The sequence below is a fragment of the Acinetobacter sp. WCHAc010034 genome (assembly GCF_001696615.3).
In the GTDB taxonomy this organism is placed as follows: Bacteria; Pseudomonadota; Gammaproteobacteria; order Pseudomonadales; family Moraxellaceae; genus Acinetobacter.
The window spans coordinates 1,859,868-1,871,118 of sequence record NZ_CP032279.1 but is presented as its reverse complement, the minus strand read 5'-3'; the positions used below and the strand labels follow the sequence as shown (position 1 = coordinate 1,871,118).

At 57.7% G+C, this 11,251-nt stretch carries 13 protein-coding genes; 5 read left to right on the top strand and 8 right to left on the bottom strand.

Going from position 1 to position 11,251, the window contains the following annotated elements; all coding sequences use genetic code 11:
* Positions 1-115: 115 nt before the first annotated feature.
* Both BEN74_RS10575 and dnaJ read left to right on the top strand, forming a co-directional pair.
* Entirely contained in the window at positions 116-493 is a 378-nt protein-coding gene (locus BEN74_RS10575; protein ID WP_068908828.1) for a hypothetical protein, read from the top strand.
* 105 nt (positions 494-598) lie between these two features.
* Positions 599-1,714, top strand: a complete 1,116-nt coding sequence (dnaJ, locus tag BEN74_RS10570) for a molecular chaperone DnaJ (RefSeq protein ID WP_068908830.1) — start codon at positions 599-601, stop codon at positions 1,712-1,714.
* Between the two features lie 57 nt (positions 1,715-1,771).
* Here the strand turns inward: dnaJ and BEN74_RS10565 are convergent, their stop codons facing one another.
* The gene (locus BEN74_RS10565; protein WP_068908832.1) at positions 1,772-3,421 is read right to left on the bottom strand and encodes a PglL family O-oligosaccharyltransferase; all 1,650 of its coding nucleotides are present in this window, start codon (positions 3,419-3,421) and stop codon (positions 1,772-1,774) included.
* Positions 3,422-3,630: 209 nt separating this feature from the next.
* On the opposite strand from BEN74_RS10565, the gene dapB reads away from it, so the two are divergent.
* Both dapB and BEN74_RS10555 read left to right on the top strand, forming a co-directional pair.
* On the top strand, positions 3,631-4,452 hold the full coding sequence (gene dapB, locus BEN74_RS10560; protein WP_068908834.1) for a 4-hydroxy-tetrahydrodipicolinate reductase: 822 nt from the start codon (positions 3,631-3,633) through the stop codon (positions 4,450-4,452).
* 59 nt (positions 4,453-4,511) lie between these two features.
* Positions 4,512-5,156: an START domain-containing protein gene (locus BEN74_RS10555; protein ID WP_068908915.1), complete on the top strand. Its 645-nt coding sequence runs from the start codon at positions 4,512-4,514 to the stop codon at positions 5,154-5,156.
* 29 nt (positions 5,157-5,185) lie between these two features.
* On the opposite strand, the gene BEN74_RS10550 is transcribed toward BEN74_RS10555, so the two are convergent.
* Positions 5,186-5,593: a hypothetical protein gene (locus BEN74_RS10550; RefSeq protein WP_068908918.1), complete on the bottom strand. Its 408-nt coding sequence runs from the start codon at positions 5,591-5,593 to the stop codon at positions 5,186-5,188.
* Between the two features lie 99 nt (positions 5,594-5,692).
* Between BEN74_RS10550 and BEN74_RS10545 the strand changes: the two genes are divergently transcribed.
* On the top strand, positions 5,693-7,126 hold the full coding sequence (locus tag BEN74_RS10545; protein ID WP_068908836.1) for a PLP-dependent aminotransferase family protein: 1,434 nt from the start codon (positions 5,693-5,695) through the stop codon (positions 7,124-7,126).
* On the opposite strand, the gene ahr is transcribed toward BEN74_RS10545, so the two are convergent.
* The 6 genes from ahr to BEN74_RS10515 all read right to left on the bottom strand — a co-directional run bounded on the left by ahr (position 7,123) and on the right by BEN74_RS10515 (position 11,203).
* A complete protein-coding gene (gene ahr / locus BEN74_RS10540) occupies positions 7,123-8,145 on the bottom strand; it encodes an NADPH-dependent aldehyde reductase Ahr (RefSeq protein ID WP_068908838.1) in 1,023 nt (340 codons plus the stop codon). The genes BEN74_RS10545 and ahr overlap by 4 nt on opposite strands.
* 15 nt (positions 8,146-8,160) lie before the next feature.
* Positions 8,161-8,733 (bottom strand): DNA-3-methyladenine glycosylase I, encoded by a 573-nt coding sequence (locus tag BEN74_RS10535; RefSeq protein WP_068908840.1) that lies wholly within the window; start codon positions 8,731-8,733, stop codon positions 8,161-8,163.
* Between the two features lie 18 nt (positions 8,734-8,751).
* Positions 8,752-8,997 carry a hypothetical protein gene (locus BEN74_RS10530; RefSeq protein WP_068908842.1) on the bottom strand — a complete coding sequence of 82 codons (246 nt, stop codon included), beginning with the start codon at positions 8,995-8,997 and terminating at the stop codon, positions 8,752-8,754.
* A 16-nt stretch (positions 8,998-9,013) separates the two neighbouring features.
* Positions 9,014-9,556 (bottom strand): M23 family metallopeptidase, encoded by a 543-nt coding sequence (locus BEN74_RS10525; RefSeq protein WP_068908844.1) that lies wholly within the window; start codon positions 9,554-9,556, stop codon positions 9,014-9,016.
* Between the two features lie 56 nt (positions 9,557-9,612).
* Entirely contained in the window at positions 9,613-10,641 is a 1,029-nt protein-coding gene (mutY, locus tag BEN74_RS10520; RefSeq protein WP_068908845.1) for an A/G-specific adenine glycosylase, read from the bottom strand.
* A gap of 202 nt (positions 10,642-10,843) precedes the next feature.
* The gene (locus BEN74_RS10515; protein ID WP_068908920.1) at positions 10,844-11,203 is read right to left on the bottom strand and encodes an HIT family protein; all 360 of its coding nucleotides are present in this window, start codon (positions 11,201-11,203) and stop codon (positions 10,844-10,846) included.
* Positions 11,204-11,251 lie beyond the last annotated feature (48 nt).

Genomic DNA, 11,251 nt, shown 5'->3' with positions numbered 1-11,251 from the left:
TGCGGAATAGGGTTTTTTTCAATATAGTAGCACCTGATCTTTACTGACAATTTTAATAAGTAAACCGCTGCGCGCATTCGGGCGTTTTGGAGCAGTGTATGGGGTTAAATGAGACATGACGACAGACAGCCTTATCAAGTATCGCCGCTATGTTGCGATTTCTTATGTCTTCATGTTTTTCGCGCTGTTTACCGTGGTCAGCGGCTTTTTCGCCTACTGGCTGGCGCGCAAAGTCACCCAGCTCGACTCTGCTGAAGTCTGGATCCAGGCTCAGGCCTTCTGGGTGATGCGCAGCGTGGTGATTTACACGATTCTGGCCTGCTTCGCCGCGCTGTGGTTCATCCCGCTGTTTTTCTACTACTGGGACACCTATTTATGGGTCACCGGCTGCACCGTGGCCGGCGTGGTATTCTCCGGCACCGCCTTCCTGTACCTGCTGAATGCCTGGATTAAAGGCATCACTAAGTTTTTCAAAAACAAGGCAGTTTTCTAAGCCGGCTGAATTTTTTCAGCATTTGCCCTTGTAAAAGCCGCTTTGGCCCCAATTTCACACCACAGTTAAGTATTCAACAGAATTCCGTGAGGAGCATCGCCAGACATGGCTAAACGTGATTATTATGAGGTTTTGGGCGTCGCTAAAACCGCTAGTGATGATGAAATTAAAAAAGCCTACCGTAAGTTGGCGATGAAGTATCACCCTGACCGCAACCCGGACAATCCGGAAGCGGAAGAAAAATTCAAGGAAGCGGCCGAAGCTTATGAAGTGCTGTCGGACGGCGAAAAGCGCAGCATGTATGACCGCATGGGCCATCAGGCCTTTGAAGGCGGCATGGGCGGCGGCGCTGGCGGCGGTTTTGGCGGCTTCAGCGCGGAAGACATCTTCAGCCAGTTTGGCGATATCTTCGGCGGCGCATTCGGCGGCGGCGGCCGCGGCCAGCAGCGCGCGCGCCAAGGCTCAGACCTGCGCTATGTGATGGAGCTGACGCTGGAAGAAGCGGTTAAAGGCGTGAAAAAAACCATCACCTTTACCGCGCCGGCGCCATGCGATGCCTGCGACGGCAAAGGCTCTAAGAACCCGAATGATGTGGAAACCTGCAGAACCTGCCACGGCGCAGGCCAAGTGCGCATGCAGCAGGGCTTCTTCTCGGTGCAGCAGACCTGCAGCACCTGCCGCGGCCAGGGCAAAATCATCAAGAACCCATGCGGCAAATGCCACGGTTCAGGCGTGTCGGACCGCCAGCAGACACTGGAAGTCACCATTCCTGCCGGGGTGGACAACGGCGACCGCGTGCGCTTAAGCGGCAAGGGCGAAGCTATCCGCGGCGGCCAGGCCGGCGACCTGTATGTGGAAGTGGTGGTGCGCGAGCATGAAATCTTCCAGCGCGACGGCGCAGACCTGTATATGGATGTGCCTGTCAGCATTGCCGACGCAGCTTTGGGCAAGGAAATTGAAATTCCGACCCTTGAAGGCCGCGTCAGCCTGAAGATTCCTGAAGGCACGCAAACCGGCAAAATGTTCCGCCTGCGCGGCAAAGGCGTGAAGCCGGTGCGCAGCAGCATGCAGGGTGATTTGCTCTGCCGCATTGTGGTGGAAACGCCGGTGAATTTAACGGCGCGCCAGCGTGAACTGCTGAAAGAGCTGCAGGAAACGATGGACGGCGAAGGCAGCGGCTCATCGCCGAAGAAAAAATCATTCTTCGGCCTGTTTGACTAAGCCAGCTTAGGCTTGTCCAGCCCTGAAAAAATAGCCTGCAATATGCAGGCTATTTTTTTATCTTTCAGCTGAGCGCGGCTGGTCTTTGATCAGCTCGCTCCAGCTCAGCTCTTTCTTGTGAATGGCTTTCAGGCGCCAAAGCTGATGCCGGGCTTCGGCTTCATGGCCATTGTAGGCCAGCATTTTGGCATACTTGACCAAATGGTATTTGGTCGGATAGCTGCGCACCAGCTTTTCAGCTTCATCCAGCTGCGCCTGGGTCATTTTGCTGTAGGGGTTGATCAGGATGAAATTAATGCGGTGGTCAAATTCGCTCAGCAGGTAAATGCGCTCATTGCGGGTGATTTTTTCCGGGGTTTTCTCATAGGCCGCAGCCTGATTCAGCTTCGGCACCAGCACCGCGTAATCGCGGTAAATCACCGCCAGCAGAATGGCGCCGGCGGCGAAGGCCACCCGCATGAACACTGGCGGCAGGGCCAGCACAGCCGTATCGGCTTTCTGCGCCTGAACCGCGCCTAAAATAAAGCCGGCCGGAAGCAGGAAATAGGCATAGTTCTGCGGAAATTCCAGCATGGCGTGGATGATGAATACCCCCGCCATCAGCAGGCCGGTTACGGATTCGGCAGAATTGGCGCGCCGGTGCAGCTGCCAGCCCCAATAGCCGAAATAGGCCAGAAACGGCAGGCTGATCAGCAGGCCGTTCCAGAGCAGGAAATCCAGAATGAAATTATGCGCGCTGCGGATCCAGACCGGGCCCTGGAAGGTATCGCTGATGCTGACAAAGGCGCTGCTGGTTTGATACCAGCCGTAGCCGAACCACGGCTGGGCCGCTATGGCGTGCAGCATCTGCTGCCAGATGGCCAGGCGCGACATATCGCCGCCGGCGCGCTCCGCCAGCTCGCGGCTTTCAATAATCTGCACATCCGAAGCCTGCGCAATCCATTGGCCGATGTGCGGCAGGAAGAAAATCAGCGCTGCGAAGGCCGACAGCCAGAGCAGGTTATAGCGCCAAGGCAGGCGGATGACATGCCGGTACTGCTGATAGGACAGGTAGGCCATGATGCACAGGCAGGCCACCCACGAAGTGCGCGACTGGCTCAGCGCTACGCCGATTAAGATCGGGGCCGCCGCCAGAACCAGCCATTTGGCCGGCAGGCGCCTGGTTTCATGCAGATACAGGCAGGCCATCAGCGCCATCAGCAGGAAGGTGCCCATGTTGTTGGGCTGGGCAAAGTTGGCGAAGGGCCGGGCATTGCCGTGAATATCCATCATGATGGCGGTCAGCCGGCTGTCCAGATTCAGCCACTGGCAGATGGCGATCAGGCCTGTGCAGACCCCGCCAGCCAGAAAGGTGCAGCTTAAATAGGCGAAGGTTTTTTCCCTTTGGCCTGAATCCCGGCACAGGCTGAAGCCTATCGCCACGGCCAGCCCAAAGCCGAAGACATACAGGAAGCCCAGCAGCGCAATGCTGAAATAATACACCTGGCCGAAAGTGAACTGAATCAGCGGAATCAGCGCCAGGCCGAATAGCGGCAGCGCAATTTTAGGCAGCAGCAGCTTCTGCTTCAGAAATGCGCCGGCCAGCGCAAATAAGGCAAAAAAAGCGTACAGTTCGCCGGTATAAGTGGCCCATGGGCGGTAATGGATGGGAAGCAGCCAAGCTAAAAATATGCATGCGGCGGCGCAGGCAAACAGTAAGTTCTTCATGCCGGATCATCGTGGAAAAAACCGCCTTATGATACATCGAAATGCAGCCCGGCATTTAAAAAGCCGGAAATTGCCTGCGCGGCCGGCTGCATCCGCTGGGGCCTGCATAGGGCAGTGATAATTTTCAGGATTTTTTTGCGCTGAACTTAGCCAAGCTTGGGAGTTTTGCTATAGTAAGAGCAATTTCGAATCAGCATCAGGAAAATGTTATGTCAGCAAACCCGCGTATTGGCGTATTGGGCGCAGGCGGCCGGATGGGGCGCATCTTAATTCAGGCGGTGCAGCAGGCGGGCTATCAGCTGGCGGCGGCGGTTGAGCGTCCGGAAAGCAGCCTGGTGGGCGCGGACGCCGGCGAGCTGGCGGGCATTGGCGCATTGGGCGTGAAAGTTTCCGGCAGCCTGGAAGATGTGCTGCAGGACTGCGATGTGGTGATTGACTTTACCGCGCCGGCTGCCACAGCGCAGCACCTTGCGCTTTGCCGCCAGGCCGGCGTGGCGATTGTGATCGGCACCACGGGCATGAACGATGAGCAGAAAGCCCATCTGGATCAAACCGCGCAGCACACTCCGGTGGTTTACGCCGCCAACTATTCTGTCGGCGTCAATGTCTCGATTAAGCTGCTGGAGCTGGCCTCCAAAGTATTCGGCGACACGGTGGATATTGAAGTGATTGAAGCGCACCACCGCCATAAAGTCGATGCGCCGTCCGGCACGGCATTGATGATGGGCGAGGCGATTGCGGAAACGCTTGGACGCGATTTGAAGCAGGACGCTGTGTACTGCCGTGAAGGCCACACTGGCCCGCGCGAGCGCCAAAGCATCGGCTTTCAAACCATCCGCGGCGGCGATATTGTCGGCGAGCATACCGTGATGTTCATTGGCGAAGGCGAGCGCGTTGAAATTACCCACAAAGCCACCAACCGCATGAACTTTGCATCCGGCGCAGTGCGGGCAGCCGCCTGGGTAGTCGGCCGCGAAGCGCGCAAATACGACATGAAGGACGTTCTGGGCTTCAATGATATTCAGGCCTGAAGCCGGCTTCAAACTGCTTTAAAATAACAATGCAAAACTAAAATAAGATGAAGAATGCAATGAAAAAAATCCTACTGCTGGCCTGCGCCGCGGCTTTCAGCGCCGCAGCGCTGGCCAAGCCGGCAGCGCCTGCCAAGCTCAGCATCAATAAAAACAATATTAAGGTCTGGACCTTTCAGGACAGCCGGAATCCGGTTTTCATGTACAGGGCGGAAACCACGCTGAATGTGCCGATTGAGCAGGCGGTGGCGCTGATTCTGAATGTCGAGCATGCGGCGGACTGGGTGCCCTATCTGGGCAGCGTCAAGCTGCTGTCCAGGGATGATAAAAAAGGCGAATTCCAGCTGCATATGGTGCTGGATTTCCCTTTTCCGCTGCAGGACCGCGATTTGATTGTGCAGGGCACAATGCGCAAGGATGCGCAGGGCATTGTCAGCATTCAGAATAAGGCCGTGAAAAAGGCGGCCCAGCCGAACAGCGCTTATGTGCGCCTCAGCCAGTATGAAGGCGACTGGACTTTTCAGAAATTAGGCCCGCAGAAGGTCAAGGTTTCCACCTACGGCTATGCCAATCCCGAAGGCTCTATTCCGCTGCCGGTGGTGAATATGTTTGTGCAGCAGCAGCCTTATCAGATGCTGCAGAAAATGAAGGCGGAACTGGCCAAGGGCAATGCGCAGCCGGCCTTGCCGGAAATTTTGAAATAAGGCGCCGGCGCGGCCTGCAGGCTGCGCCGCTATTGCGGGTTCAGGCTGAAAGCCGTCAGCGCTTTCAGCTGCGCCGGTTCCGGCAGCTCCACGCTGAGCAGCGCCTGCGCATTTTCCTGCTGCGGGCCGGACAGCTGAATCTGAAATTTCCGGGCGGATGCCTGCTGGCAGGCGAAATGCAGCTTCCGCTGCTGCGGCATCACGCTTGCGCTATGCTCTGGCTGGGCCTTATAGATATACAGCTCAGCGCCCTGCTGCGCCGGCTGAATCTGATGCAGCTCGTACCGGTTCAGCTGCTGCGCGCTTAAAAAGCCCTCAATCAGCGCCTTGCAGACAAAATTCCGCTGCTGCGCCTGCGCATTTCCGGCTTCAGGCTGGCAGGCCGCCAAGCTCAGGCAGATGATCAAAGCATTTGAAGCTGCTGTTATTTTTTGCATGAAAGGCGCCATCCTGTACTGAAAAACTGTACGGCAAGCTTAAATCTGTTAATTTAACGGGTACAGATACAGCAAATATTAAAAAATGGGTACAGGAAGATGGCAGCGTTTCAGTATCAGCTTCTGGCGCAGCAGATTGCGCAGAAAATTTACCGCGGCGAAATCAGCGCGGGACAGCGCCTCAGCCCGCTGCGCCAGTTTGCGCAGCAGCAGCGGATCAGCCTGAATACCGCAAAAAGCTGCTATGAATGGCTGGAAGCGCAGGGCCTGATTTATGCAAAAGCGAAACTGGGCTATTTTGCGCAGGCGCAGAATCAGCCCGTAGCTGTGCCGGAGCATCCGGATTTTCAGGCCAATGCGCGGGATGTTTCGAATCTGGAGCTGCAGATTCAGATTCAGGCCGCGGCCATCAACAGCCGGCTGATTCATTTAGGCTCCATCCAGCTTTCGCCGAATCTGGTGCCGGCGGAGGCTTTGCGCCGCTCCATCCAGCGCGCCTTAAAGCGCTGCCGGCCTGAAGATTTCCTCTACAGCGACCGGCAGGGGCATGCCCAGCTCCGGGAAGCCCTGTCCGCGCACTGGGCCGAGGACGGCTTTCACATTGCGCCGGAGCAGGTCTATATCAGCAATGGCTGCATGCCGGCGCTTTCGGTGGTGATCCAGAGCCTGACCGCAGAGGGCGACAGCATTATTGTGCCGACCCCGAACTATAACGGCCAGCTGCAGCTGCTGGCCCTGCTGAAGCGCAAAATCATAGAAATCCCGGCCAATACCGGAGGCTTTGACTTAGCGCGGCTGGAGCAGGCGATGCAGCAGTCGGGCGCCAAAGCCTGCCTGCTGACGGCGAATTTTCAGAACCCTTTGGGCTTCTGCCTGAGCAATGCGGACAAGGAAAAAATCGCCCGGCTGGCAGCCGAATATCAGTGCCATGTGATTGAAGACGACATCTATGCCGAATGCAGCTTCACGGCCGCCCGGCCATTGCCGATCCAGTACTGGGACCACGCCGGCTATGTCATTTACTGCGGCTCGGTGTCGAAATCGCTGTCTTCCGCCTACCGCGTCGGCTGGTTCTGCATGCCGCAGCGCCTGCAGCATCTGCACGCCCGGCTGATTACGCAGAATGTTTCGGTCAATACCCCGCTGCAGCTGGGGCTGGCGGACCTGATTTACAGCCGCGCTTACCGCCAGCATTTGGGGGAGCTGCGCCCGAAGCTGATGCAGCAGGCGCAGCAGTACCGCCAGTTCATCATTCAGGCCTTTCATGGCATAGAACTGCGCCTGAATCAGCCGCAAGGCAGCTATGTGCTCTGGCTGCAGTTTCCTGCGCAGATTGACAGCATGGCGCTGTACCGCTATGCGCTGGAGCAGGGCATCAATATTGTGCCGGGGCTGCTGTTCGGCGAAGACCGGCGCTACAGCAACTGCATCCGCCTGAACGCCGGCCATGAGCTGTCGGCTGAAATTCAGGCGGCGATTCTGCTGCTGGCGGACTGGGTCAGAGCGGCCCTGCAGGATGGGCAGGCGGCTTAAAAATCCGCCTGCAGCACAATCCGGTAGCGCGCCTGGCCGGAATGCAGGCGCGCAATGGCCGCGTTAATCTGCGACATCGGATACAGCTCAATTTGTGGCGTGATATTCTTGCGGGCTGCGAACTGCAGCAGCTGGCGCAACGCCGCCGGCGAGCCTGTTGATGAGCCCGTCAGCGATTTTGCCCCGCTGATCAGCATGCCGGCGGGAATCTGCATCGGCTCCAAAGCCATGCCCAGCATATGCACGGCGCCGTTTGGCGCCAGCGCGGCTAAATAGGCGCTCCAGTTCAGCGTGACATTCACCGTGCTCAGAATCAGGTCAAACTTGCCGCGCTGCGCTTTCAGGGCTGCCGCGTCGCGGCTGTCCACGACATGGTCAGCTCCCATCGCTTTCAGCTCCGCAGTTTTATCCGGGCTGGAGCTGAAGGCGGTGATTTCGCAGCCCCAGGCTTTCAGCAGCTTAATGGCGATATGGCCCAGGCCGCCGATGCCGATCACGCCGACATGATGCACCGCCTGAATATTATGCGCCAGAAGCGGGTCAAACACGGTAATGCCGCCGCACAGCAGCGGGGCGGCAGACGCGGGGTCCAGGCCATCCGGCAGGGGAATGGCCCATTGCCAGCCGGCGCGGACTTTATCGGCAAAGCCGCCGGCATGGCTGATAATAGTTGCGGTTTTGCCGCCGCTGCACTGGACTTGCCGGCCTGAAATGCACGGCGCGCAGTGCTGGCAGCTTTCCGCCGTCCAGCCGATGCCGACGCGCTGCCCCAGCTTTAAGCCTTTGGCTTCAGCGCCCAGCCGCATGACAGTGCCGATAATTTCATGGCCCGCAACCGCAGGATAAACCGAAGACTGCCAGTCATTCTGGATGACGGAAAGGTCGGAATGGCACAGCCCGCAGTATTCAACTTTAACCTCAATCTGATGCGGCTGCAGTTCGCCGGCGTCAAACTGATAGGGCTGCAGCGCGGCTCCAGCCTGCATGGCGGCGTAAGCGCGGATAAGATTGCTGGACATTGCGGGGCTCCTGGCTTATTCGGAATTCAAGGGGTATTTAAAGCTGCAGCGGTTTTCATGGTCATTGACCATGCCCACCGCCTGCATAAAGGCATAGCAGGTGGTCGGGCCAACAAACTTGAAGCCCAGCTTCTTTAAGGCTTTCGACATCTGCAGGCTTTCCGCCGTCTGCGCCGGGGCCGCCTTATAGTCCGGCACATCATTGTCCAGGCTCTGCTGCCGGGTAAATGACCAGAGCCACTGCGCAGGATCGGTATTCTCCCGCTTCATCCGCTCCCAGGCGGCTGCGTTGTCGCGGATGGCTTTCAGCTTGCCGATATGGCGGATCAGGCCGGCGTCCTGCAGCTTGCCTTCCAGCGCGCTGTCGCTCATGGCGGCGATATCCGCAATGCTGTGGCGGAAAAAGTGCTGCCGGTAAGCTTCGCGCTTTTTCAGCACGGTAATCCAGGACAGTCCCGCCTGCTGGCCTTCCAGGCACAGCATTTCAAATAAATGCTGCTCCTGATGCGCCGGGCGCCCCCATTCCTGATCATGGTATTGCATATAAAGCGGGTCGTTGGAACACCAGCCGCAGCGCTGCAGCGTCATAAGCAGCCTCCCTGAAAGTTAAAGCTGGAATGCAGCCCATTGGTCATTGTTATTGTCCCAGTAAAATAGAGACGCCTGATCCAGATCCGCAAACTGGATCCAGACATCCTTGCCGGACTTGTCGGCATAGCCGGTGCTGATCAGCAGGGCTTCTTCGGTAATTTCCATAATCCAGCCCTGATGGCTTTGCCCGGCTAAGACGATTTTCTGCTGATTGCCTGATTCGGCAAATTCGACTAGGCGGTTGATCAATGCTTCTGACATGCATAATTCCTGATAATTAGCGTAAATAGGGAAATGGGTTGACTGCGCCGCGCCCTTTGCCGTCCAGATAAATTCCGTAATGCAGATGCGGCGCGGTATGGCGCGCGTTGCCGCTGTTGCCGACATAGCCGATGAGGTCGCCCTTTTTAATGCTGTCGCCGACATTCAGCCCGCGCTTATGCCCGTCCAGATGCGCATAATAGTGCCATGATCCGGCCGGGCCGATGATCCAGACCACTTTGCCCCCCAGATTATTGCTGCGCAGGTCGGCAATCAGGCCATCGGTCGCGCTGTAGACTTTGGTTCCACGTGGAGCCTGGATGTCGATGCCTTCATGCGCGCGGCCCCGGCTGCGCGATGCGCCCCAGGTGTCCTGCAGCGCCTGGCGCTGGGCATTGCCGACCGGCAGCGGCAGGCTGCCGGGCAGGAGCATGCTTTTCAGCTTCTGCACCTGAGCGGGCGGCAGGCCGCCGGAAGCAGGGCGCTTGGGCGCCGAGGTGCAGGCAGCGAGCAGTAAAATATGCAGTCCGATAATAGCAGCAGCGGTAAGGCGCAGCACGGAATTTTCCTTTCTGTGGTTATTGTCAGTGCCTCATTGGGCCTGCCTTGACTATGTCACAGATTCACTGCAGAGATCAATTTTTTCATGGCTGCCGGAATGCCCAGAGCCGCGGCGCTTTCCGGGCTGAGCCATTGCCCGTTCAGCTCTATGGCCAGATGCTCTTTCTGATCTTCAGGCGCATGGAAGGTCAAGGCTTCCAGCTGCCAGGTGAAATGGGTAAAGCTGTGGGTAATGCGCGCGCGCGCCGCCGCCGGCTTTAAGCCAAAGCCCTGCGCGGCCTGCTGCAGCTCCTGCGCCTGCTCAAAAACCGGCAGGCTCCACAGGCCGCCCCATAAGCCGCTGTCCGGGCGCTGCTGCCAGAGCCATTCCCCGCCTGAACACAGCAGCAGCACTTGGCCGTCTTTCACCGGCACGGCTTTTTTCGGCTTTTTGAAAGGCAGTTCAGTTTCCATGCCCTGCTGATGGGCTTTGCAGCGCTGCTGCATCGGGCAGTACAGGCACAGCGGCTTTTTCGGCGTGCAGACGGTGGCGCCCAAGTCCATAATGGCCTGGGTGTAGTCATGATTGCGGCTTTGCGGGCACAGCTGTTCGGCCAGGGCCCACATTGCGCGCTCAGCCTGCGGCTTGGACAGGTCATCTTCAATGGCAAAAAACCGCGCCAGCACCCGCTTGACATTGCCGTCCATAATCACGCCGTACTGGCGCAGGCCCAGCGACATCAGCGCGCCGGCGGTGGAGCGGCCGATGCCGGGCAGCGCAATCCAGCCATCCAGCGTTTCAGGGAATTTGCCCTGGCGGGCGACAATCCCGGCAGCCTTGTGCAGGTTGCGCGCGCGGGCGTAATAGCCCAGCCCGGCCCAATAGGGGGCGACATCATCCCAGCTGGCCCGGCCCAGATCCTGCACCGCAGGAAAGCGCTGCATGAAGCGCCCAAAATACTGCAGCACGGTTTTGACCTGGGTCTGCTGCAGCATGATTTCAGAGACCCAAACTCTGTAAGGGTCATCCGCGGTCTGCCACGGCAGGTCATGGCGGCCGTGCACGTCAAACCAGGCCAGCAGGGCATCAGAAAATACAAACATAAAGCAGGACAGCACGCAGGAAAACTGCTTCAGTATACATGGAATTATTGAGTGAAATTTCCGCCGGAGCGGAATAATCCGGAAAAACGCTGATCCGGTTTAAGGCATGCGGAATGCGGCCGCGCCGGTAGGCGGCTTGAAGGGAAGGGCTGAAGCGAGGCGCAGGAGGCTCCGCGGAGGAACCTTGCTGCGCCGGCGGGAATCAGCCGGTGAAGCCCCAGCGCGCGTCCAGCTGCAAAGCCTGATTTTCATAGCACGGGATAATATGGATATGCAGATGCTCATCCGCCTGGCCAAATACCGCGCCGTCATTGAAGCCGATATGGAAGCCTGCCGGATGGTGCAGCATGTTCAATTCATTGCGCGCCTGTTCCAGCAAAGACAGCAGGCTTTTGCGCTCCTTGTCCGTCACGTCAAAAAAAGAGCTGACATGGCGCAAAGGAATAATGACGCAATGCCCTTTGGATAGGCTTTTCGGTTCAGGCAGCACGACGCCAAAATCATTTTTTGCAATCACTTCATATTCATCATAATTGCAGTATGGGCAGTTGTTGTCAGTCATCGTTTTTTCCTCCAAAGTGATTGAATTTATTTCCGCCGGCCCGGCGCC